This is a genomic window from Neobacillus terrisolis (genome assembly GCF_051233475.1).
Lineage (GTDB): Bacteria > Bacillota > Bacilli > Bacillales > Cytobacillaceae > Bacillus_BU.
The window spans coordinates 48,646-71,312 of the sequence record NZ_JBKFGH010000006.1 but is presented as its reverse complement, the minus strand read 5'-3'; the positions used below and the strand labels follow the sequence as shown (position 1 = coordinate 71,312).

General features: G+C 39.4%; 21 protein-coding genes. 6 read left to right on the top strand and 15 right to left on the bottom strand.

What is annotated here, in order from left to right; genetic code table 11:
• Positions 1 to 16: 16 nt before the first annotated feature.
• The 5 genes from ACI48O_RS04310 to ACI48O_RS04290 all read right to left on the bottom strand — a co-directional run bounded on the left by ACI48O_RS04310 (position 17) and on the right by ACI48O_RS04290 (position 5,915).
• Positions 17 to 928, bottom strand: coding sequence for a hydroxymethylglutaryl-CoA lyase (locus ACI48O_RS04310; protein ID WP_435560500.1), 912 nt, complete (start codon positions 926 to 928; stop codon positions 17 to 19).
• Between the two features lie 498 nt (positions 929 to 1,426).
• Positions 1,427 to 1,639, bottom strand: a complete 213-nt coding sequence (locus tag ACI48O_RS04305) for an acetyl-CoA carboxylase biotin carboxyl carrier protein subunit (protein WP_435560499.1) — start codon at positions 1,637 to 1,639, stop codon at positions 1,427 to 1,429.
• Between the two features lie 14 nt (positions 1,640 to 1,653).
• Entirely contained in the window at positions 1,654 to 3,018 is a 1,365-nt protein-coding gene (locus tag ACI48O_RS04300; protein WP_435560498.1) for an acetyl-CoA carboxylase biotin carboxylase subunit, read from the bottom strand.
• 21 nt (positions 3,019 to 3,039) lie between these two features.
• Entirely contained in the window at positions 3,040 to 4,683 is a 1,644-nt protein-coding gene (locus ACI48O_RS04295; protein ID WP_435560497.1) for an AMP-binding protein, read from the bottom strand.
• Positions 4,684 to 4,775: 92 nt separating this feature from the next.
• Positions 4,776 to 5,915, bottom strand: coding sequence for an acyl-CoA dehydrogenase (locus ACI48O_RS04290; RefSeq protein WP_435560496.1), 1,140 nt, complete (start codon positions 5,913 to 5,915; stop codon positions 4,776 to 4,778).
• A gap of 300 nt (positions 5,916 to 6,215) precedes the next feature.
• On the opposite strand from ACI48O_RS04290, the gene ACI48O_RS04285 reads away from it, so the two are divergent.
• Positions 6,216 to 8,045, top strand: a complete 1,830-nt coding sequence (locus ACI48O_RS04285) for a helix-turn-helix domain-containing protein (RefSeq protein WP_435560495.1) — start codon at positions 6,216 to 6,218, stop codon at positions 8,043 to 8,045.
• Between the two features lie 128 nt (positions 8,046 to 8,173).
• Here the strand turns inward: ACI48O_RS04285 and ACI48O_RS04280 are convergent, their stop codons facing one another.
• The 6 genes from ACI48O_RS04280 to ACI48O_RS04255 form a co-directional block, all read right to left on the bottom strand.
• Entirely contained in the window at positions 8,174 to 8,710 is a 537-nt protein-coding gene (locus tag ACI48O_RS04280; protein ID WP_435560494.1) for a dimethylamine monooxygenase subunit DmmA family protein, read from the bottom strand.
• Positions 8,711 to 8,714: 4 nt separating this feature from the next.
• Positions 8,715 to 9,710 (bottom strand): heme-dependent oxidative N-demethylase family protein, encoded by a 996-nt coding sequence (locus tag ACI48O_RS04275; protein WP_435560493.1) that lies wholly within the window; start codon positions 9,708 to 9,710, stop codon positions 8,715 to 8,717.
• A gap of 51 nt (positions 9,711 to 9,761) precedes the next feature.
• Positions 9,762 to 10,313 (bottom strand): FAD synthetase, encoded by a 552-nt coding sequence (locus ACI48O_RS04270; RefSeq protein WP_435560733.1) that lies wholly within the window; start codon positions 10,311 to 10,313, stop codon positions 9,762 to 9,764.
• Between the two features lie 49 nt (positions 10,314 to 10,362).
• Positions 10,363 to 11,754 (bottom strand): ammonium transporter, encoded by a 1,392-nt coding sequence (locus tag ACI48O_RS04265; protein WP_435560492.1) that lies wholly within the window; start codon positions 11,752 to 11,754, stop codon positions 10,363 to 10,365.
• 52 nt (positions 11,755 to 11,806) lie between these two features.
• Positions 11,807 to 13,027, bottom strand: coding sequence for an acyl-CoA dehydrogenase family protein (locus tag ACI48O_RS04260; protein WP_435560491.1), 1,221 nt, complete (start codon positions 13,025 to 13,027; stop codon positions 11,807 to 11,809).
• A gap of 289 nt (positions 13,028 to 13,316) precedes the next feature.
• Positions 13,317 to 13,733, bottom strand: coding sequence for a cupin domain-containing protein (locus ACI48O_RS04255; RefSeq protein WP_435560490.1), 417 nt, complete (start codon positions 13,731 to 13,733; stop codon positions 13,317 to 13,319).
• Positions 13,734 to 14,081: 348 nt separating this feature from the next.
• On the opposite strand from ACI48O_RS04255, the gene ACI48O_RS04250 reads away from it, so the two are divergent.
• A complete protein-coding gene (locus ACI48O_RS04250; RefSeq protein WP_435560489.1) occupies positions 14,082 to 14,813 on the top strand; it encodes a hypothetical protein in 732 nt (243 codons plus the stop codon).
• 58 nt (positions 14,814 to 14,871) lie between these two features.
• Here the strand turns inward: ACI48O_RS04250 and ACI48O_RS04245 are convergent, their stop codons facing one another.
• A complete protein-coding gene (locus ACI48O_RS04245; protein ID WP_435560488.1) occupies positions 14,872 to 15,834 on the bottom strand; it encodes a PDR/VanB family oxidoreductase in 963 nt (320 codons plus the stop codon).
• A 272-nt stretch (positions 15,835 to 16,106) separates the two neighbouring features.
• On the opposite strand from ACI48O_RS04245, the gene ACI48O_RS04240 reads away from it, so the two are divergent.
• The gene (locus tag ACI48O_RS04240) at positions 16,107 to 16,850 is read left to right on the top strand and encodes an IclR family transcriptional regulator (RefSeq protein WP_435560487.1); all 744 of its coding nucleotides are present in this window, start codon (positions 16,107 to 16,109) and stop codon (positions 16,848 to 16,850) included.
• A gap of 64 nt (positions 16,851 to 16,914) precedes the next feature.
• Here the strand turns inward: ACI48O_RS04240 and ACI48O_RS04235 are convergent, their stop codons facing one another.
• The gene (locus ACI48O_RS04235) at positions 16,915 to 17,271 is read right to left on the bottom strand and encodes a 2Fe-2S iron-sulfur cluster-binding protein (protein WP_435560486.1); all 357 of its coding nucleotides are present in this window, start codon (positions 17,269 to 17,271) and stop codon (positions 16,915 to 16,917) included.
• 154 nt (positions 17,272 to 17,425) lie between these two features.
• Between ACI48O_RS04235 and ACI48O_RS04230 the strand changes: the two genes are divergently transcribed.
• Positions 17,426 to 17,890, top strand: a complete 465-nt coding sequence (locus ACI48O_RS04230) for a hypothetical protein (protein WP_435560485.1) — start codon at positions 17,426 to 17,428, stop codon at positions 17,888 to 17,890.
• 143 nt (positions 17,891 to 18,033) lie between these two features.
• On the opposite strand, the gene ACI48O_RS04225 is transcribed toward ACI48O_RS04230, so the two are convergent.
• Together ACI48O_RS04225 and ACI48O_RS04220 are read right to left on the bottom strand one after the other, a co-directional pair.
• The gene (locus ACI48O_RS04225; RefSeq protein ID WP_435560484.1) at positions 18,034 to 18,882 is read right to left on the bottom strand and encodes a family 1 encapsulin nanocompartment shell protein; all 849 of its coding nucleotides are present in this window, start codon (positions 18,880 to 18,882) and stop codon (positions 18,034 to 18,036) included.
• A 14-nt stretch (positions 18,883 to 18,896) separates the two neighbouring features.
• Complete coding sequence (locus tag ACI48O_RS04220) at positions 18,897 to 19,535, bottom strand: IMEF encapsulin system ferritin-like cargo protein (RefSeq protein WP_435560483.1); 639 nt, start codon at positions 19,533 to 19,535, stop codon at positions 18,897 to 18,899.
• Between the two features lie 296 nt (positions 19,536 to 19,831).
• Between ACI48O_RS04220 and ACI48O_RS04215 the strand changes: the two genes are divergently transcribed.
• Together ACI48O_RS04215 and ACI48O_RS04210 are read left to right on the top strand one after the other, a co-directional pair.
• On the top strand, positions 19,832 to 21,052 hold the full coding sequence (locus tag ACI48O_RS04215; protein WP_435560482.1) for a TIGR04053 family radical SAM/SPASM domain-containing protein: 1,221 nt from the start codon (positions 19,832 to 19,834) through the stop codon (positions 21,050 to 21,052).
• Positions 21,053 to 21,388: 336 nt separating this feature from the next.
• Positions 21,389 to 22,609: an NAD(P)/FAD-dependent oxidoreductase gene (locus ACI48O_RS04210; protein WP_435560481.1), complete on the top strand. Its 1,221-nt coding sequence runs from the start codon at positions 21,389 to 21,391 to the stop codon at positions 22,607 to 22,609.
• Positions 22,610 to 22,667 lie beyond the last annotated feature (58 nt).

Here is a 22,667-nt window from a genome sequence, read left to right as displayed (position 1 = left end):
ACTTCAAACCCTTCTATCAGTCTTGATTTACGACCGAGCATGCGGCTTGAAGACTTTTGCTCGGCAATGGTCTGCCAATTTTTTCTTGAATAAAACGGGATGAGTTTAATAGCTTTTCTTGATTAATCCCTGTCTGAATCCCCATGCCGTCAAGCATATAAATTAAATCATCAGTTGCTACATTACCGGACGCTCCCGGTGCATACGGACAGCCGCCCAATCCTCCAATCGATGAATCAAACGTGGTGATGCCCATCTGTAACGATACGAGGATGTTGGCTAGTGCTGTTCCGCGCGTATCATGGAAGTGCATCGCTATTTTTTCGGTCGGAAAACGTTGCAATAGTACCTCTAGAACTTGCTCGACCTGCTTTGGATTTGCCACACCGATGGTATCCCCAAGCGAAAGTTCATCAATTCCCATTTCAAATAATGATTCAGATACGCGAATAACCTGTTCGATATCAACACTGCCTTCATACGGGCAGCCAAACACCGTTGAAACATAGCCTCTGGTTAATTTCCCGGCAGCAATTGAATCCTGAACTAGCTCCTTTAAGATCGGGAAGGTTTTATCAATCGATTTATTAATATTTTTAAGATTATGAGTTTCACTTGCAGACATAAACACTGCAACTTCATCGATGTTTGCTGCAAGGGCCCGCTCTAAACCTTGTTGATTTGGAACAAGAGCCGTATAGGTAACACCCGGAACCCGTGTGATTCCTGTTGTTACAGCAACTGCATCCGATAGGGCTGGAATCCATTTTGGATTAACAAATGAAGTAATTTCGAGATGTTTTAGACCAGTCTCAGATAATTGGTTGATCCATGCGATTTTATCTTCTGTCGAAATGAATACCTTTTCATTCTGTAAGCCGTCCCTTGGCCCAACTTCTTTGATTGTTACACCTTTTGGCCAGTTCATCGGTCTTCCTCCTTATGAAAAGCGGAAGCGCCCTGCTAAAGCGTTGTCCACTTGGAGCTGGGCTGCTTGCGCTCGAAACTCAGCTTTTATGCCGCTAAATTATTGCAAATTCTATTAATCTGAAGAAGTTTTTAAAAAAATAGCCGAATTTGCTCCTCTTTTTTACTATCTTTAAAGAAAAGTCTTGTTATTTTTTAAAAAATTAAAGCTTTTTAAGAAATTTACGCCTTTTTTTAAAAATTTTTGCTCATGGGAAGGCCTTTATGCCCGGTTAAATGTGGATATGGGACAGTTCCAAAAATTTATGGACCAAGTTTGAAAATATATGAGCCAACTTTTAAAATATATGGACCAAATTTGAAAATTTATCGGACAAGCTTAAAATATATGAGACAAGTCGGGAAACATATGCCCATGTTTCCCGATATATGCCCAAGTTCAATTTCCAGAATGAAAACATGCCACTACTGCTTAAAGCCCTTAATTGTTTTCGCTTTGTTATTCAACTTCGACGATGACGTCGCCTTCATTGACAAAATCACCTTCGTTTATTTTTACGTCTTTAACCACTCCATCAACCTCAGCTGCAATCGGAATTTCCATTTTCATCGATTCTAAAATAACTACATCTTGACCTTCTTCAACTTGGTCACCTGGTTTCACAAGAACCTTCCACACATTTCCTGCCATGCTTGCAATAATTTCGTTCATATTATTTCCCCCTATTAAACGCGTTTTGCGGTTTTTTGATTTGCTTTTAAGTACTTGTCAACAAAATTGGTTTGTGTATCACCGGATTGGAAAGCCGGGTGACTTGCAACCTCTTGCAGCATCGGAATATTGGTTTTAATTCCTTCAACTTGATATTGTGCAAGAGCATTTTGTAAATTTTCAATTGCCTCTGTGCGATCATTCCCTTTTACAACGAGCTTTGCAATCATCGGATCATAAAATGGGGTTACGGTAGATTGGTCATGGATCGCTAATTCATGGCGAACCCGAGGTCCTTCTGGTAAAACTAATTTCGTTATTTTACCTGGTGATGGAAAAAATGTTTTTGGATCCTCGGCATAAATTCTAACCTCAATGGCATGACCTTCGCGCTTCACTTCATCCTGTGTAAACTCTAATGATTCACCGAATGCAATTCGGAGTTGTTGTTCGACTAAATCCAAACCGGTAATTTCTTCGGTAACTGGATGTTCTACTTGAAGACGAGTATTCATTTCTAAAAAGTAGAAATTTTGGTTTTCATCTACTAAAAACTCGATCGTTCCTGCGTTTTTATAGCCAATTGATTTTGCTGCGGTAACAGCAGCGGCTCCCATTTTACTGCGCGTTTCTTCTGTTATGAAGGATGAAGGAGCCTCTTCAACCACCTTCTGATGACGGCGTTGAATCGAACATTCACGTTCCCATAAATAAACGGTATTTCCTAAGCTGTCTGCTAAAATTTGAATTTCAATATGTCTTGGATTTTCCACAAACTTCTCAACATACATGGCTCCATCACCGAAGAAATCGGTTGCGCGTTTTTGGTTACCTTCAAACGCTTTACGAATTTCATCATCACTGCGAACGACCTGCATGCCAATGCCGCCACCGCCTGCTGAAGCTTTTAGCATCACCGGATAACCAATTGTCTTTGCCACTTGAACCGCTTCTTCAGCATCTGCAAGAGGATATGTGATCCCAGGAACAACAGGAACACCAGCCTCTTCCATCGCTTTTCGAGATTCGATTTTACTTCCCATTTGCGAAATGACCTTTGGTGAAGGGCCGATAAACACAAGCCCTTCTTGCTCGCAACGGCGAGCAAACTCTGCATTCTCAGATAATAACCCGTATCCAGGATGGATCGCCTCTGCTCCAGTTAGTCTGGCAACTTCCAAAATTTTATCGATATTTAAATAGCTTTCAGCAACTCGTGAGCCACCAATTAAATAAGCCTCATCAGCCAACTTAACGTGTGGCGCCTCTGCATCCGCTTCGGAATAGACTCCAACCGTGGAAATTCCTAAAACCTTACAAGTTCGGATAACCCGTGCTGCAATTTCACCCCGATTAGCGATCAGAACTTTTTTGAACATTCTTTTTCACCCTTTTCTCGTTTATTTAATTAGGTTCAAAGCCTTTTCAGCATTTTCACGAAGCTTAAACTTTTGAATTTTTCCAGATGCCGTCATTGGGAATGACTCACAAAATTCTATATATCTTGGAATCTTAAAGCGTGAAATTTTCCCTTTACAATACTCTCGAATTTCTTCCGCGGTTGCTGTTTCGTTCTCTTTTAATCGAACCCAGGCCATTACTTCTTCACCGAATTTCGGGTCCGGAACGCCTACTACTTGAACGTCTAACACCTTTGGATGTGTGTATAAGAACTCTTCGATTTCACGCGGATAAATATTCTCGCCACCGCGGATAATCATATCTTTAAGGCGACCGGTAATTTTACAATAGCCATTTTCATCCATGACTGCTAAATCACCTGTATGTAGCCAGCCCTCTTCATCAATTGCATCAGCGGTTGCTCCGGGATTTTTATAATAGCCTTTCATGACGTGGTACCCTCTGGTGCATAATTCCCCTTGAACACCGTTTAGAACTTCTTCATTTGTAGTTGGATCAACGATTTTTACTTCAACATTTGGCATTGCACGTCCGACTGATCCTACCCGAAGTTCAATTGGGTCGTTTGTTCTCGTCATGGTAATACCCGGCGATGATTCTGTCTGACCGTAAGTAATCGTAATTTCGCTGGCTCCCATTGTCTCGGTTACCGCCTTCATTACTTCCTCAGGACAAGGCGATCCCGCCATAATTCCAGTACGTAAGGATGTTAAATCAAATTTATTAAAATCAGGGTGATTTAATTCAGCAATAAACATCGTAGGAACTCCGTGTAAAGCCGTACATCTTTCTTGCTGTACCGCATTTAGAACAGCCAACACATCAAACTCCTGGGTTGGAACCATCGTTGCTCCAACTGATACACAAGTGAGTGTTCCAAGCACACAACCAAAACAATGGAAAAACGGAACCGGAATACACATGCGATCTTCATAGGTTAAGTTCATACATGCCGCAACGTTTATGGCATTATTTACTAGATTGTTATGAGTGAGCATAACGCCTTTTGGAAAACCAGTTGTACCTGATGTGTACTGCATGTTAATCACATCTTCTGGATCTAAAGTAGCTGCTCTTGCATCTAGTAATTCGTCGCTAACTTCATCAGCCATTGCTAGTAAATCTGACCAATTGTACATGCCTGGATAACGTGTTTCACCTAAAACGATTACATTTTTTAAGTAAGGAAGTTTTTCAGAGTTAAGCTGTCCTGGAGCAGATGTTTTCAGCTCAGGAACGATGTTATAAACAATATCTATATAGGAAGTGCCTCGATATTCTTCCATTAATACTAATGTAGTAGCATCAGACTGTTTTAATAAATATTCTAGTTCGGATGTTTGATAACTAGTATTAACGGTAACAAGAACCGCACCCATTTTACCCGTTGCAAATTGTGTCGTAACCCATTCAGGGTAATTAGTAGACCAAATAGCCATATGGTCGCCCTTATCAAGACCTAGCTTCATATAACCCTTGGCTACTTTCCGACAAAGCTCATCAAACTCTTTATACGTATACCGGAGATTGCGATCAGGATAGACGAGCGCTTCATGATCAGGTCTTTCCTTTGCAACATTTTCTAGCAACTTCCCAACCGTAACATTCATTATCTCAGCCATTATGAAGATCCACCTCTTATTAAAAATTTTTAATTCAACGCAAAATTTCATTGTGAGCGAAAGAGCAACAGCCCTTTCGCTTTAAGAGATTTCTAACACCCAATCTGTTTCGCAATTACCATACGTTGAACTTCAGATGTGCCTTCACCAATTTCTAAAAGCTTTGCATCACGGAAGAATCTTTCTACTTGATATTCCTTCATATATCCATATCCGCCATGAATTTGAACCGCTTGATCACAAACCTTCATACAAATTTCAGATGCAAATAATTTTGCATACGCGGCTTCCTTCTTAAACGGACGGCCTTGATCCTTTAACCATGCTGCTTTGTATACCGCAGTACGAGCCAGATCAATGTACATTGCCATGTCGGCTAGCTTAAATTGAATCGCTTGGAAGTTTGATAGACTTTTTCCAAATTGCTTTCTTTCTTGTGCATATTGAAGAGATTTTTCATAGGCACCTTGGGCAAGTCCAACAGCCATTGCACCAATTCCAATTCTGCCACCATCAAGAGTTGCTAAAAATTGCTTGTAGCCATTTCCTTCCGTTCCAAGGAGGTTTTCTTTTGGAACTCTAACGTTTTCCATAATTAACTCGGTTGTATTAGAAGAATGCAGCCCCATTTTTTCGTAATTGCTAATAACAGTGAAACCAGGTGCATCAGTAGGAACGATAAAGGCACTAATTCCGTTGATTCCTTTTGAACGATCTGTGACAGCGGTTACAGCAAGATGTTTGGCATAGCTTGCATTGGTTATAAAGCACTTAGACCCGTTAATAACCCACTCATCGCCTTCAAGAACCGCAGTCGTTTGCGTTCCGCTAGCATCAGAACCAGCATTCGGTTCAGTCAAACCAAAAGCACCAAAGGACTCGCCTGTACAAATTGGCGTTAAATACTTTTCCTTTTGTTCATGAGTACCAAATAAATTCAGCGGTGCCCCACCTAAGGAGATATGCGCAGAATATGTAATACCGGTTGATCCACATACACGGCTTAACTCTTCAACAACGATTGCAAAGCTAGTTGTGTCAGCTTCTCCACCACCGTATTGTTCTGGAAAAGGCAAGCCCATAATACCTAACTCAGATAGCTTTGCGAAGATCTCTTTTGGAAATTCTTTAGTGCGGTCTCGATCATCGGCACCTGGTGCCACTTCAGCTTCAGCAAAATCACGAATTAATTTACGGATCATTTCTTGTTCTTTTGTTAAATCAAAATTCATCTATCAACAGCCCCTTCTTTTTTCTTAATATTCTGACTCTTTTCGACATGAATTCCCACTTTGCTACAAAATAACCTTTTCTCTCTTCTTTAGTGGTGCTGGAATTTGTCAAAACACCACTAAAACCTTATTTCTCAGCTCCTTTCATTATTTTCTAAACTTTCTTATAATTATAACAATTGGTTGATAGATTGCTATGTTCATTCCGCTGAATATCAGCACCCTAAATTTGTGTGATTTACACAAAAATTCAAAATTGTATAAATTTGGATATTTTACTACAGATAGGGATGATAGAAATTGCAAGATTCATTAACACATCGTCAGTTAAAGTCATTAATCCATGTTTCTAACGTCATTAACTCATCATTCGATATCGAAACGATCATTGATTCTATAATGATTGAAACTATTTCAGTAGTTGAGGCCGCTGGTGGGGGCTCGTTCTGGCTATATGATAAGGAGCAAGACCGGCTGATTGCTCAATCGGCTCAAGGAAATTTTTATCCGCATATCTTTAGACAAATTAAACTAAAACCTGGTGAGTCGATGACCGGTTTGACGTTTAAAGCACAAAGATGCTTTTGGTATCCAAATGAAGACGAAATAAAAAAAATGCTTTCTACTTTAACACCACATAATCATCGTCTGTTAAAACAGTCGATACCAAACAACTTTCATTTTACATCGGTTATCTCTTCACCCATCATGTTGAAGGGTGAATGCATCGGAGTAATAACATTAGACTCCTTCCAACATTCATTAACCTTTAAGCAAGAGGATATTAAACTATTGGAAGCGATTACACATCAAGCTGCCATCGCGCTAGATAAATCAAGTTTATATCAGGAAAAAGAGAAAACTGTAAGGAAGCTATCCAACTCAATTGAGATCCATACGAATTTAGCGAATCTTGTTTTAAATGGGGAAGGGCTTCAATCGATTATGAATTATATACATAAAACAACCGGTGAACCCACTCTCCTATTTGATGATCTAGGTGAGCTGATTGCTTCAGCATACGATTCATCTCTTTCGATTGAAATGATTAATTATTTGAAACTGCAGGCAATCCAAATTATTCTGTCACTGGAAAATTCACGGTCTGTTACTGAAATCGAGTTATACGGTGATTCGTATCAACTTGTCGCCTTATCACTGGGTTCAAAGCCAAAGTCGCTCGGGGTGTTAATTATTCTTTCTAAGAAAAAAATGGATGATATGAACATTGCCGCTCTTGAGCATGCTTGTACTGTTATATCACTAGAGTTAGTGAAGGAACAAGCTATTTTTGATACTCAGCAAAGGTTACGCGGCGAATTCGCGAGCAAACTATTCTCAGGTCAAATGGACGATACCATTATCCAAAAGGCGAAAAATTTGCACCTTGACCCAAATAGAAACTATATTACCTTGATGATTAATTTTGGTGAATCGAATAAGCTAAAGATTAATGAGGAAAATATGATGAGGAACTTACTTCATATTGCCAATCAGATCTTTCTTGACCAGAATCCACAAGGTATGTCCGTTACAATAGAACAGCAAATTGTTGTCCTTCTCTCCTACGAGTCGAAACGATCAACAGCTTCTATTGTTTCGCAAATTAATTTGCTCGCAAAAACATTTTTAAAGGAAATTCATTCAAAATTTAAAATTGAAGCTTCGATCGGCATCGGACGAGTTAAGTCAGGTCTGATGTATGTTCACCATTCATTTAAAGAAGCCACGCAATGCATTAAGTTTATGCAGAACTACCATTTTGAGGACCATGTTCTCAGTTATACCGATCTTGGGATTCAGAGATTTATTCTCCAAAATTCAGAGGAAGAATTGATTGATTTTATCCACGAAGTACTGGGATCCTTGATTGAATATGAAAAGTCTCGAAAAGGGGAACTATTAGTAACACTATTTGTTTATCTGGAGCAAAATCAAAACATGAAGAAAACCGCAGATACACTTCATATTCATACAAATACGTTAACTTACCGTTTGAAAAGAATTGAAGACATTCTTTCCGTTGATTTAACAGATAGCAAGCAGCTATTTAATATGCATTTAGCCTTGAATATTTATCAATATGTAAAGGAACACGCGTCCTTGCCAGAGGTAAAAATGCTGGGGTAGGATACGGCGAAGATTGATAATTGTATAAAAGAATGAAAGACTCCAAGTTTGAAGTAGCTTGGAGTCTTTTTTATTGAATTGGATAATAAACGGAAGGATCACCAAAATGTAAATAGGTAAAACTATCTTTACATGCTAATATAGCCAAGATAAGCCTTATGTCGCTTCGAATAATGCTTCGAAACATCCAACTTTGTGTTGCAGTTGTCACACTTCACTACATTTTGATCGGTTTTTTTATTAAGATGATAGCATTTTGCACAAAATACCTTCTCCTCTTTCATTCCAATCCCTTTTACTACCATTTCCTCTTCCGTGAAACCGGCTTCGATTGCAAGCTGTTTGAGATCCTCAATCATCTCCCATTCTCCAATCAAGAATAATTTCGTTCCTATCGGTTGCTTGGTTAACATGGAAGAAATCGAATCATAAGACCTTTGTTGAAAAAAGATTACATCTGTTTCAAGGTTCAATTTCATATACCGAAACAGTCTTTCATCCTTCATTTCCTCAGCTAAGTATATGGTTGAGATATCTTTGTATGTTTTTATTATTTCGAAGAAAGCGATACTATCAGAAATGGACATGCCCCCAATAAAAAAGATAAACGAATGTCCTCTTATATTGATATTTTCACCAATATCTTTATCCTTTAATTCAAGCATCCCATCACCCTCTTTCTTCTAAGCTAGTAATTTCGTTTTCCAAATACGCCAGCATCTTTTCCTTATAGGACAAAAACCCCTTATACTCTGCCATATAGTCAGGAAGATCAAGCATGACATGATAAAATCTCTGCAGCCATTGTTTATTTTTTCTTAGCTCATCAAGGGGGATCAGATGGGTGTGAATGCTAAACAGGATCCCGTTACTGCGGGGCATTCGGAACAAGCGCTGGTCCTCTGTTCTAAGATGGATTAGTTGCCCAGCATTTTCAATCGTAATGTTCTCTTTTTTTACACCCCAATCCTGATAATTTTCAGGAAAAGTATCCAAAATGGTGTCAACTGTTAAAGTCCAATTTAACCTGGTCCACGGTTTTCCAGCTTCCATTCTCATCAGGAAGCCCTTTACCTTTTCCGCCAAACCACTATCAGAGAATACAGGTACGGGTGAATGCCATTCCGTGAAAGTCATTCCCGCATCAAATACAATCGACCAGTTCGCTGGAAAACAAAGCTGTCCTGCATCCATGTACAAATCGCCATCTCTTTGGGCAACATAGACTAAATCCTCTTGAACATGTCTGCCAATAAAATCTAGCGGTTCGTAAGGTAAGGTTGCGGCATCACCCAAAATGAAAGCAGTTTTTTCGTTTAAAAGATGATTCTCAAACACCCATCGGTCGCCCTTTTTTTCTAAACTGAAAAATTGAGGATACGAGGTGCATAATTCATTCATGATCATTTCCATTGCTTCCCATTGGGCTTCAAGTGAATGTGGAAAGGATTGGTAAGAACGGTTATGATCGGCGGTTAACAATTGTCGTTTTTTGCCAATCTCCGCGAAATATTCTGAAGTGATTTCTAAGATTTTTCCTGATTCAAGCGCTGCCGAATTATTGGAATACCGATATGAGTCACCCTTAAACGGAAAAGGATACCTCGATATTAGGGGAACATCATCTATTAAACGATTATCCGGTGTAATACTTGATTCAATCATATTGTGACTCCTTTCTATATAGTTAATTATTTATGAATCATTCGGTCTTAGCTATTTAACTTTTTCAAGCACTCGATAAAGAGTTTGCCACCCTAGCAGCTGTTCAGCTTCGATAATCTGATCTTTTTTGATTAGCAAACGAATTCTGCTCGAAGAGATAACTGTACCCTGGCCGCAGCAAATCGGCTCCAACACATGGACAGAAAACCGATTCCTTAAAGTGGCTAAATCCCCTTGTTTATTTTTTCCAAATCGAAAATCTGGACCAGCCCAAATTTCCATTGGATTTAAGTTCGCCAATTCATCAAGGAAGGACTCCGCATTTCGATTCAAATAACCGGTATTAAAGGGTGCAACAACAATATGATCTACTTCTAGCAGCTTTAATCTTTCAACCTTTTCTGCCAGTGAGGTCAAAGCAAGCGCATTCGAGAAAAAAACTTTCGGAGGAGGGTCAAATGTATACACAACCAATGGAACCCCTAATTCTTGAGCACGTGTTCTTGCTTTCGCAATTAATGTTTGATGGCCGCGATGCACCCCATCCAACGCACCAATGGTTAACACTGATGCGGGAAGGTGCAAGGATTGATCAGTGTGCACGAGCAACTAAATCCCTCCTTATTGTTAAACCTACATTTTATTACCACTGTTAACGCATATCCGAAATCAACCCAGTACTTTGAGCTGGTTTGGAGTTTGGTGTATGAAGCGGTTCATGAACAACATGATTGTAGGCAGGTTCTTCGTGGAAGCTAAGATCCAAGCCCATTAATTCGTCTTCTTTGCTTACACGTAATGGGGTAAACAGGCTGATGAATTTCAAAATCACAAATGTTCCAACGATTGCTAACGCTAAAGTTACACCGATCCCCATCAATTGATGCAACAGCTGTTCCGGATTTCCATATAGCAATCCATTATTACCAGCAGGATTTACCTCTTTCGTGGCAAAAATGCCGGTAACAATCGAGCCCCAAATACCGCCAATTCCATGAATGCCAAAAGCATCTAATGTATCATCATATTTTAACCGAGACTTCAGGAAGTTTACGCCGTAATAACAAACTAACCCTCCAGAAAAACCAATAATCAGAGAAGATGCTACCGTTACATAGCCAGCTGCTGGAGTAATTGCCACCAAACCTGCAATGGCACCTGTAGCAGCACCAACAAGTGTTGGGCGTTTTCTCATGATCCATTCAATGATTAACCAGCCGATCCCCCCAGCACTTGCAGCTACTTGTGTGTTAGCAAAAGCAAGTGACGCTAACCCGCCTGAAGCAAGCGCGCTTCCTCCGTTAAATGCAAGCCAGCCAAACCAGAGCGTTCCGGCACCAATAAGGAAAAGAACAATATTATGAGGCGCCCCTTCACTTTTGCGATGTCTTGGCCCAATCATCAAAGCAGCCACTAAAGCACTTACTCCGGATAAGACATGGACAACTGTTCCCCCTGCAAAATCTAACTCGCCAATTCCAGAAAGCCAGCCTCCGCCCCACACCCAATGAGCCATAGGAGCGTATACTAAGGTTGGCCAAAGGACCGCAAACATGATCCAGGCTGGGAAGGCAATTCGACCAGCAATTCCGCCAGAAACGATGGCAACAGTGATGGCAGCAAAGGTTGTTTGGAAAATAGCAAAAATATAATGTGGAATGGTTAATGTTCCAAAGGTAGCTTCTTCGCCAACATCCTTGAAGCCAAGGTAATCAAGTCCACCGATAATCCCGCCGATATCTGTCCCGTAAGATAGCGTATAGCCCCACAGCACCCATACAACGGTAACCACCAGTAGGCTTGCAAAGCTGTGCATCATTGTTGAGACGACGTTTTTTTGACTGACTAAACCTCCGTAAAAAAGAGCCAGACCCGGAACGTGCATGAACATGACAATCGCCGTCGCCGCCAAGATCCATGTTGTATCCCCTGTATCGATCTTAGCGGTTGGCCCTTGGGCGAATGCAGCCAAAGGAAAAATAAATAAACAACATAATGTTAATAAAAGATATAGCGAAGTTCTCCCTTTAAATAATCGCCTCATGTTTAGATCACTCCTTTTTATGGTGCTTTTAGAGGAATAGTCTTCCTTATTGTTAGTCAAACCAAGGTACTTCAACTAAAGTGCGGCCAATCCATTCTCTTAAGATTTCATTTGTCGGTCCCATTAACGCTCCTGCTCGACCATCGCGCAAGAATTTCTCAATTTGCCCGGTTAAATAGCCTCTTCCCCCTGCAACCTGCATCGCTTGATTGGTTACTTGAATCACCATATCGGCAGCGTACGTTTTCAATTCCCAAAGTGGATAAAGGCTGGTTGATAATAATTGACCCTTTTCAAGGCAACGATCCATTTCATCTGCAGCACGATAAAGCATACTTCTGGCGCTATCGATCAATATTTGTGCCTTGGCTAATTCATGTCTGATCACTTGATAGCTGGCGACAGATTTCCCAGTATCTTGGTGCACTTTTTTCTTTGCGCCGCCGACCGCTGCGTCCACAGCTCCCTGTGCAATTCCAATCCAACATGCTGCAGAACCTAATAAAAACAATGGATCGACGACATTGTCGTTATAATAGTTCATCCCGCCTTCAGTTCCCAAACGATTATTAACTGGAACATATACATCCTTAAACTTCATCGGTCCACTGGAATTCCCACGCAAGCCCATCGCTGAAAATGGGAAAAATTCAATTCCATCCTGGTCTTTTTCAACAATTAAATACATGAGCTTATCTTCGCTAACCGCATCAGGGGAACTTGTGCAGACGACATACCAGTCAGCAGCACCTCCGCTGGTAACAAACGACTTATCTGCATTTAATAAATAGCCGTTTCCTTGTCTTGGAGCAGAACTTACTACATTCCAAAAGTGACTTCCTGTAGCAGGCTCACTAAAAGCTAAGGCGCCAATTTCTCCTTTTAATACTCCAGGAATAAACCGTTGCCGCTGCTCATTCGTACCAGCTGAATAAAGCGTTTGGACAGCTGCGGTATGCATGACCCAACACATGGCCGAAGATGCACAATACTTTGCAAACGTTTCTGCTAATACTGCAAAACCGGTAAGCCCTTTTCCAAGGCCACCTTCTTCGGCAGGAATTGTAACGGCACCAAATCCTGCATTAGCGATCGCGGTTAAACTTTCGATTGGATATTGACTCTCTTGGTCAGAAATCGCTGCTCGATGCAGCAGTTCTTTCTTTCCGAGCGCGTGTGCCGCTGCAAGTAATTCTTCATATCCGGATGGACACTTCCACCAGCTTGGGATTTCCATCACTCCATCAGTTACCACAGTATTTTCAATTGCCATTATCCTACACTCCCTTTTTTTAGACTTTGTTAAATTAGGCTGTTGATTTCCGCTACAGGTGCTCCCTTTCCGCGGGGGAGTCCGGGAGCCTCCTCGGCGCAAGCGCCTGTGGGGTCTCCCGTGACACCTTCTCCCGCAGGAGTCTCGCACCTTCCGCTCCAATCAATATTGTTCTTTAACAATGCCTTTTAATTAGTAACGGATGAGGCAACCGATCTTTTTGATCGATTGCCCCGTTCTTCCCTAAGTATGTTCCGAATATGCTTAACTTGTTATGAAAGGTTTACTATTACATAAATGAAGGTTCAGGAAGACGATGGCCTGTGTAAATAGCCTCTCCATCACTTTCTTTATCAAAAATAACCGTTGTATCTGGCGTAAAGATTAATACATCTCCCGCTTCAGCTACATATTTAATGCCTTGATCGTCACGAATGACAATCTTTCCTTTTAGAACGACCTTTACTTCTAAATAAGTATAAGTAAACTCAAAATCCTCGGAAGGCTGCATGGAGAAATATCCCATCGAAAGTGCATTTTCCTTTGAACAAATCGGCACATCAATGATTTGGCTTTTTAATGCCGGAATACCCAGCAGACCATTTAATTCTTTCTTTTCATAAGTACCAGCTTTAATTAGCTGAACACCCGGTTTTTGACTCAAATAACTGTACTCCGCTGTTTGTGTAACTGTTTTTTCACTCATTTTCACTTCACCCCAGTAAATTTTTTAGCCTAATTTTTTTCGCTTCTTGAGTTGTTGTTTTAATATTCAAAATATTTAAATTAGGATGTCCTTATAATCACATATATTTCGTCTTGTTTAAATTCGATTTTCTCGTTTCATGAGATGAAATGAGATTCTCTGTCATATATCCTAACAATTTAATAAATTATTTATATTTTCATTCGAGTTAAAAACGGGAATTGGAAGATTTCTTGACAAAAGTATTGCTTATTTCCCAATAGGTAAGAAAACAAAGTATGGTTTTTTTTCTTGGTGTGTGATGATGAAACAACAATAGTAAAAATAAGTTTTGGAAGGAGGACGTGTATGCACACGACCAAGATGATTCAATCCGAACAATTCTCATTCAAAGTAAATGGACATCCTGCTACAATTGAAGATGTTTTTCTGGGTTTCAATAAACAAGATCGGATCGGCATCATCGTTCGAGAGCCCGGAGGCAGTGCAGGTGTCAGCAGTTTGCTAATGGCTGCGATCACGAAATTTTATGATTTTTACCGTTCACAATTAGGAGCTGGTCAGGACCAGTTCTGGATTTATCCGGAATTCTTTATTTTTCATATTGATAAGTGGCATCTCGATCATTATTGGTTGGATGTTTGGCCCCCACATAAAGAAGTAATTGTTGAGAATGACTCTGAACAGATCCTCGAAGCCATTAATGATCGCGGCATCACCCGCTTAATTGTCGAGGATATTCCACCAGTGCCGGCTACTTACTTACGAGAAACGATAACAAGCGCAAAACAAAGAATTATTAGCGCAGTCGCTTATTCTCCCACCGGAAGAGTCCAGAATGGGGATATTGTACTTAAGAACAAGTCTATTTCTGAACGTTATTTGCTTGATTCGTTTAAACGTACAGAGGGAATATTAGAGGACCTATATCTTCAGTTATGTAAAAGCAGGGAATTATTAAGCTCGGAACGTGGTGTAACCGAAACGTATCGGCGCATTGCTGTCGATGATGCCCTCTTTATGCTGACGAACTCAACGGTAGTAGGCCCAACGACGAAACGATATATTTCTTTACTGTAGAAAATTGTTTATTTCTTATTAAAAACAAGAAGCTGGCATGAGCCAGCTTCATTCTTTGTTATAAATCCAACACAATCGGACTATTTCTCCCTCGCGATACACAGGTCAAAATGACTTTTTTCTCTTTTTTCTCTTTGTCTGTTAAAAACATATCCCTATGGTCGACTTCACCTTCAAGAATATCCAGTTCACAGCTGCCACACCCTCCAATTTTACATGAATAAGGAGCTTGAACCCCATTTTTCAAAAGCACATCTAATAGGCTTTCATCCTCAGCAACCGTAAGCAGCTGGTTACGCTTCTTTAATTTTACCTGGAATGACTCGGATGGCCCAAAATCTGGCGGCGTAAACAGTTCGAAATGAATACTTTTTTCGGGGTAACCAATCGTTTTTGCATCATCAGCAAATTGACGAACCATCGATTCAGGACCACAAAAGTATACATGGGTACCAATCGGCTGACTTTTCATGATATCTGTGCTCATTCGATTCTTTTCTTTAGAAAAATAAAAATGAGTCTGCGTTGGAAAGTTCTCTTGCAGAAATTCATAAAATGCGCATGTTTCCTTAGAATACGTTGCATAATGCAATTCAAACGTTTGACCCTTCGCCATTAAATCCCTGGCCATAGCTAAAAATGGAGTAATTCCAATTCCTGCAGCAAAAAAAACATGATGTTTCGCCTGAAAGCTTAAAGAAAAATGATTTTTTGGTAAGCTAATTTCCAATGTTTGTCCCTCACTGACACGATCATGCCAGAAAATGGAGCCCCCTTTAGACTGTTCACTTCGATTAATCGCTATTTCATAATAATCAGGCTGAAGCGGATTATTAATTAATGAATAGTGGCGTTCAATCGACTGTTCAGCATCGTTAATATAGGTAGTGATATGGGCACCTCCACTAAATTTGGGCAGCGGTGTTCCATTTTTAGAAACGAGCCTAAATCTTTTTACTTTTGGCGACTCTTTAAAGATTTCACTAACGAACACGGTGACCCTTCCTTGTTTAGCATTCATGTTAACTTCCCCCTTTTATTAAATTTTAGGATGAGCGTTTTTATGTTTTCTGTTTTGTTAGATACCCGTATCGTCACAAAAAAAATAAGACCCTTCAATGTTGTTTTCCCGGATATTAGGAAAACAACAAAAAGAACGGCAGCTTCCCTGACAATCTTTGTTCTTTTTTTGAAGAAAAACTCGCTTCGTTCCGTTTTGTACTATATTTACCTTAGAAAAATTTTTATTTTTATAAGAGAGGAGCAAAGTGGGTGAAAGGAGTGTGAAGCACTTTGTCGAGTGTTATTCAAAAGTCGATGATCCTTCTTGAAGCAATAAAGCCTGAAAGAGATAAGGAAGAATGGAGCGCTACTGAAATAAGTAAAAAATTAAATCTTCCTGTGCAGACAGTTCACCGCCTCCTATCCTCCCTTTCAGATGCAGGCTTTGTTTCGAAAAGCAGAGAGACGAGGAAATTCCGGTTAAGTTTTAACATTATTCAAATGGGATTTGCTTTGCGAAATAGTCTACCAGTGTATCAATATTCCCGCCCCGTCATGGAAAGGCTCGCTGAAAAAACAAAACAATGTACTTGTCTAACTGTATTAGAGGGTTCGGAGGGAGTTATTGTAGATTGGATTGACACCAAAAATGAACAAAACATTGAACCGTTTTTATTACGAAATCCACTTTATATTGGGTCTGCCAATAAATTATTATTAGCCCATCTACCATCAGCCATAAAAGAAAAGACGATTCTCTCATTATTAAACAACGGTCACCACTTCTCAAAGGAACATTTAGATACAGAGCTTAGAATGATTAAAAAACACGGATTTTCGATCACTTTTGGGGAGATGAAAGAAGGCATGGCTGATATTGCTGCGCCGATTTTCTCATGGGAAGAAAAAATTGTTGCCACGATCAGCTTGTTTATCCCTGAGTCATTGGTTAGAAATCCAAGCGCAGAAGACCTAGTGTCCTTAACCATTAAAGCAGCAGAGGAAATTTCTGAAGAGTTAGGCTGGTATAAATAGGATAAAGTCGAAAATGCCTGTCCCCCGATGGATTAACGCGTTAATCCGCCGGGGGACAGGCACCTTATCTTCCTTTTGCCTGACACGCGAGTCGAAAGCCATTGTTTAATAAATTCTGCAATTTCTTCTCCTCTGCTTGATTGGCTTCAGTGAGTAAATTCCTGCCATTGATAATTTTCACTTTGCATTGTCCACAGGTTCCCTTGCGGCATTTATATTCCAGTTCGATGTTTTGTTCAAATGCTGCATCTAGAATGGTTTGGTCTTTATTAACTTCGATCTGATAACGGGAATGATTTTGCTCAAGTTGTAATAACCTTTTGATTACCTTGAAGGTCTGTTTATCCAACGGTGCTGCAGCAATTTCAATATCTCCTCTTCTGCTGGAATCCTTTAATGAACCAATCGTTAATTTCCTCATTGATTCTCCCCCTTACCACAAAAAATAAATTAACAAAATCGACACGAAAAAACCCATTGACCGAAATTATACTTCCTTGTAAAATAAACTTATATTGAAATTGATAATTATTCTCACTAACATAAATTAAACACCTAATCTAGGAGGCTACATCATGAGCTACCAAATAAATGGCCTGAAAGATATCCATAAACTGCTTGTTAACGAAAGAAAAATCGGTGGTGTTATTGAAGTTAATACTCTTCGTCTTCGTACTGGGGAAACTTATCAACATGCCGTTATTACCAATATCGATTTAATCGGCTCATCGATCTATTCAATTGGATTTGTAACAGAAGATGGGCAAAATTTGATTGTCAATATTACCGAGCTTGGCCTACTTGATGAACCTAAACATAAAAAAGTATATGAATTGAACAATCAAGCCTATAAAAAAACGAAAACAATTGAAAAAATGAAATACTTAAAGCGATTATTTGAAGTAAATGATGGCAGCACATCTCCTATTTTCCGTGAAGAAGCCCAAATGATTATCGAGGATATCGGCTTACCAGCAGCTAAAAAAGAAGTAGATACGAGCATAATTTATTCAGAGAAAAACGTATATAGTATTGCTTAAGAATACAACGAATGGAAAAGAGGCTGACTTCCTATAGGTCAGTCTCTTTCACATTTTTGGTGTATTTTCCACTTAACTTAGCGAAGCTGCAACGCCCAAGACCATGAAACCGTATTTGGAGCGCATTTTTCACTCATATTTTCTTATTTTGAATGTTCCTCTAACGTACAAATGGCAGTTGGACGCTTGATTCTTGGAACGATTGCTTCATAAACACGGAAATGATAGTTCAAATTATCAACATCTAAAAAAACCGTGTCAAAGTCACTCGCAATCGCAAGATCAATATTTTGTCTGCCGGCATCTAGAACAACACCCGTTCCACCCTTTATCATCGGGGATTGAAAGACACCCGCCGTCATTAGCTCACGAATATGCTCAATTTCTAATACATGTGTCCCTTGATGAACACGGTGAACAAGGGCATATAGTTCAGGTGACAAGACAAGAGCGTATGGACCGGTATGCCCCATTCTTAATAACTTATTGCGCGCTTCAACTACATCACTAAAGGCATTTCCAGATTCCATCCAATCTGTACGGATATGAGATAATTTTCCTTTTACCGTCATAATTCCATCAAGATTAAATTCTGATGAGCCATTAAAAATTAAATCATCCTCAAGTAGAGCACATTGCTGGGCCGCATTGGCAGCCGGTGAAAAGTCAATGGGACTGTTTAATGTTTTCGCTTGCTGGATATCGCGCCAGTATAATACAAAATCCTTATATAACATAGGAACAGTCAGCGTAACTCTTCTTGAAGGCACTGATAATTGTGAATCCTCACCGTGAAAGCTTATCGCACCTCGATCAGGTGAATCGAAAATATCATTCGTTATCGATTGAACTCCTTCACCAAGTGGTCCATAAATATCAATAAACCGCCTTCCCACTAGTTGTTTTTTTACACTATCAAAAACAGTTTGATCTAATTCATGCCATTCCCCCATCGTTAAGGATGCTTCAGGGTACATAGTTGTTTTATTCATATTCTTCACTTCCTTTATCTGTTTTGTTTTAAGCTGCCAACCGTTAAGGTCTTTTTCATTGTTTGTGCTGTTACTTGCTGAGCTGGACTATGGTGACCGTGGTTATGCCCATGGTCGTGTTCGTGGTCATGATCATGATCATGGATATAAGCGGCGATTTTTAAACTTGAACCAATTCCGTCCTTCTCGTCAGTAGGTATGGAAGTATTAAACTGCATACCACCTTTAAATTCCTGATTTAAACGCTCGAGAATTCCCTTCATGCTTTGATAGTCCTCATAAGTAAAATCTCTTAACGCTTGGATTTTTCCTTCGTACTCTGTGCCATTGAATTGAAACAAAGACAAATCAAGATGTTCAAGAAAATTATGTAACCCAAACTTCTCTAAGCTTATGTCTTGTAATAAATGAAGAAATTCCCCCTGATGATCCGAGATATTAATCTCGTTGGCGATTACCTGCTTTATTTTTGGTAGCAGAATATCAAGCCGGTCGGACCGATGATCTTCCTCTTCGTAGATATGATGCCAATATAGACGCTCATGATCATCTGCTGAGTTGTTGATAATTGGTGTAATAATCTCCATGAATTCCGATAACGCCTGTTTCGTGCGTTGGAAAATGGAGTCCATCTCATTAAAGGTTGTTTCCAATAAATGCCCCTCCCGCTGAAAAGTAATTATTAGAAACTTTATCCATTTTTCCCGAAATATAAACCTAAATTCCCTATCTTCTTCACTGACCCTAAGATTTGCTGACCTTTTATTGCTTTTAGAAAAATTTGGTTTTTGAGTTCACAAAATTGGTTCATTTTTGTAGAAATATTGTAATAACCACTGCCGTTATAATTTTTTCCTAACTTTATAATGAAGGAAGTAATAGAAAAAATGTTAAACTCTATGCCAATAGTGTTTGGACACAATAAATAGTATAAGGTTTGGTGATAAACATGCATGGAAAAGGACATCCACACGGAATGGGACATCCACATAGTATGGGACATCCCGGAGGTCATCCTGGCGGACACCCTCATGGAGCAGCAACTCAAATTGATTATAATGAAAATCCATTTATTGTTATTTGGGAAGTAACAAGAGCCTGTCAATTGAAGTGTGTTCACTGTAGAGCAGATGCGCAAGTAACACCTGATCCACGTGAATTATCACATGAAGAAGGTCTTAATCTTATCGACCAAATCTATGATATGAATAATCCAATGCTTGTATTTACCGGCGGCGACTGTATGATGCGTGAAGACTTATTTGAACTTGCTGATTATGCAGTGAAAAAAGGTATGCGCGTATCAATGGTTCCAAGTGCAACGGATAATGTAACTAAGGAAAAAATGATTCGAGCAAAAGAAGTTGGCTTATCTCGTTGGGGCTTCAGCTTAGACGGGCCTACACCTGAAATTCATGACCAATTCCGTGGTACTTCCGGTTCATTTGATTTAACAGTTGAAAAGATTAAGCAATTAGTAGAATTAGGTATGCCGTTGCAAATTAACACCGTAATTTCTCGCTATAACTATGACCATCTTGAGGAAATGGCGAAGCTTGTTGAAGAGCTTGGGGCAATCATGTGGTATATCTTCCTTCTTGTTCCAACTGGACGTGGTCAGGAAGACGCTTGTATTACTCCTGCCGAGCATGAAAAGGTTTTCCGTTGGTTGTATGACCTGAGCAAAACCGCTCCTTTTGATATTAAAACGACTGCTTCTCAGCACTACCGCCGTGTCGTTTTCCAACAAAAAGCAAGAGAGCATGTCGATGGTGTAGACAAGCACGAAATTAATTATGAAGATACATTAACAAAAGATATGGCTTCAAAGATTGATGGATTAAAACGTGCACCAAAAGGAGTAAATGACGGAGTAGGCTTTATCTTCGTTTCTCATATTGGTGAAGTTTTACCAAGTGGACTATTGCCTATCGTCGTTGGTAATGTTCGTGAAAAATCACTTGCTGAAATTTACCGTGAATCACCAGTTCTAAAAGAGCTGCGTAATCCGGATCTTTATAAAGGAAAATGTGGGGTATGTGAATTCCGCCATGTTTGCGGTGGATCACGTTCAAGAGCATACGGAGTAACTGGAGACTATTTGGAAAGTGAACCATACTGCGTGTATATCCCAGAGGCTATGCGTAAGAAAGAAACAGTAAAAGCTTAATCACTATTAAGAACGCTTATTCATTTGAATAGGCGTTCTTTTTTGTCAGCAAATCGACAAAAACAAATCGCTAATCCTCACAAAACAATTCAATTATTCGGAACGAAAATAAGTAATCGCTTTCAATTCGCCAGTTAACTAATTTGTCACATTTAAAACCCAAAATACCTTGTAAGAAACCTATTAATATCGTAATCTAATATCATCTTAAATGTGAATCGTTTCACAATGCGTTATTATTCTATTATTTATTTTCTCATTTATTTTTTCTTCTATCTTGTGAATAGTTTCACATCTTTTATCCGTTACATACCATTTATAAAGGAGTAGATAACGATGACTAAACCGAAAATCGTCATTTTAGGATCAGGATACGGCGGTATTATGACCACAAAAAATCTAGAAAAATTACTTAAATCTGGTGAAGCAGATGTAATGTTAATTAACAAGCATGAATATCATTATGTCACTACACAGTTACACAAAACATGTGCTGGAACTGCAGCAGATGATAAAATTACCATGCCAATTCGTGAGCTGATCGATGAAAGCAAAGTTACTTTTAAGAAAGCAACAGTTTCTTCTCTAGACTTCAATCATAAACGCATTCTTTTAGAAGGCGGAGAATCTGTAAGCTATGATTACCTATTAGTTGCATTAGGTTTTGCTGTTGAGACGTTCGGAACTCCTGGAATTGAAGAGCATGCATTTAACCTTCGAAGCTTCCAAACTTCGAAGCAAGTTTTTCCTCACATTCTTAAGCAATTTTCTTTATATAAAGAGGATAAAGATGAATCTCGTCTAACATTTGCGGTTGCGGGTGCAGGCTTCACCGGAATTGAAATGGTTGGGGAATTAATTGAAAAACTTCCTGAATTAGCAAAAACTTATGATGTACCATTTAATAAAATTAAAATCGTTAACATTGAAGCAGCACCAACAGTTTTACCAGGGTTTGAAAAAGCTGCAGTTGACTACACTACAAAGCTGTTAATTGAAAACGGTGTTCAAGTAATGACTTCAACTAAAATCCTTGAAGCTACTGAAAATTATGTTAAGGTTGCACCAGGTACTGAAATTCCAACCAAAACATTGATTTGGTCTTGTGGTGTTCGCGGACATAAACTGTTCGAAGAAGCTGGACTTCAAACTGTACGTGGAAAAATGGTTGTAGATAAGTTCTTGAGAATCCCTAGCGTAGAAAATGTTTTCTGTCTTGGAGATAATGCAATGTTCATGAAGGATGAAAAGTCTGCTCTTCCTCCAACTGCACAGGTTGCACTTCAACAAGCTCCAGTTTGTGCTAAGAACATTGTAGCGACTATTCGCGGTCAGCAATTAGAAGCATTTGAATACCATCACAAAGGTTCAGTTGCTTCAATCGGAGACGCTTTTGCAGTAGGTAAGGTTGGTTCTGTTGTAGTAAAAGGAAAGCTTGCTGCTTTCTTAAAACAAGTAATTGAAATGAGATATTTGTTCTACCTTGGTGGCCCATCACTTATGCTTAAGCAATTTATGAAGAAAAAGCCACACCACACTGTTGCAGAAGTTAAATAATTAACAATAATAAAAGGCTGACTCCCCTTGTTGGAAGTCAGCCTTTTTTGTATTGTTT

Excerpts from the sequence above, each read along its gene's own strand:
- ACI48O_RS04280 (WP_435560494.1), bottom strand. The coding sequence starts at position 8,710 with ATGCTTGAATTAAAGGATAAAGATATTGGTGAAAATATCAATATAAGA.
- ACI48O_RS04275 (WP_435560493.1), bottom strand. The coding sequence starts at position 9,710 with ATGATTGAATCAAGTATTACACCGGATAATCGTTTAATAGATGATGTT.
- ACI48O_RS04265 (WP_435560492.1), bottom strand. The coding sequence starts at position 11,754 with ATGAGGCGATTATTTAAAGGGAGAACTTCGCTATATCTTTTATTAACA.
- ACI48O_RS04230 (WP_435560485.1), top strand. The coding sequence starts at position 17,426 with ATGAGCTACCAAATAAATGGCCTGAAAGATATCCATAAACTGCTTGTT.
- ACI48O_RS04310 (WP_435560500.1), bottom strand. The coding sequence starts at position 928 with ATGAACTGGCCAAAAGGTGTAACAATCAAAGAAGTTGGGCCAAGGGAC.
- ACI48O_RS04290 (WP_435560496.1), bottom strand. The coding sequence starts at position 5,915 with ATGAATTTTGATTTAACAAAAGAACAAGAAATGATCCGTAAATTAATT.
- ACI48O_RS04255 (WP_435560490.1), bottom strand. The coding sequence starts at position 13,733 with ATGAGTGAAAAAACAGTTACACAAACAGCGGAGTACAGTTATTTGAGT.
- ACI48O_RS04300 (WP_435560498.1), bottom strand. The coding sequence starts at position 3,018 with ATGTTCAAAAAAGTTCTGATCGCTAATCGGGGTGAAATTGCAGCACGG.
- ACI48O_RS04225 (WP_435560484.1), bottom strand. The coding sequence starts at position 18,882 with ATGAATAAAACAACTATGTACCCTGAAGCATCCTTAACGATGGGGGAA.
- ACI48O_RS04305 (WP_435560499.1), bottom strand. The coding sequence starts at position 1,639 with ATGAACGAAATTATTGCAAGCATGGCAGGAAATGTGTGGAAGGTTCTT.
- ACI48O_RS04245 (WP_435560488.1), bottom strand. The coding sequence starts at position 15,834 with ATGAATGCTAAACAAGGAAGGGTCACCGTGTTCGTTAGTGAAATCTTT.
- ACI48O_RS04295 (WP_435560497.1), bottom strand. The coding sequence starts at position 4,683 with ATGGCTGAGATAATGAATGTTACGGTTGGGAAGTTGCTAGAAAATGTT.
- ACI48O_RS04250 (WP_435560489.1), top strand. The coding sequence starts at position 14,082 with ATGCACACGACCAAGATGATTCAATCCGAACAATTCTCATTCAAAGTA.
- ACI48O_RS04215 (WP_435560482.1), top strand. The coding sequence starts at position 19,832 with ATGCATGGAAAAGGACATCCACACGGAATGGGACATCCACATAGTATG.
- ACI48O_RS04210 (WP_435560481.1), top strand. The coding sequence starts at position 21,389 with ATGACTAAACCGAAAATCGTCATTTTAGGATCAGGATACGGCGGTATT.
- ACI48O_RS04260 (WP_435560491.1), bottom strand. The coding sequence starts at position 13,027 with ATGGCAATTGAAAATACTGTGGTAACTGATGGAGTGATGGAAATCCCA.
- ACI48O_RS04235 (WP_435560486.1), bottom strand. The coding sequence starts at position 17,271 with ATGAGGAAATTAACGATTGGTTCATTAAAGGATTCCAGCAGAAGAGGA.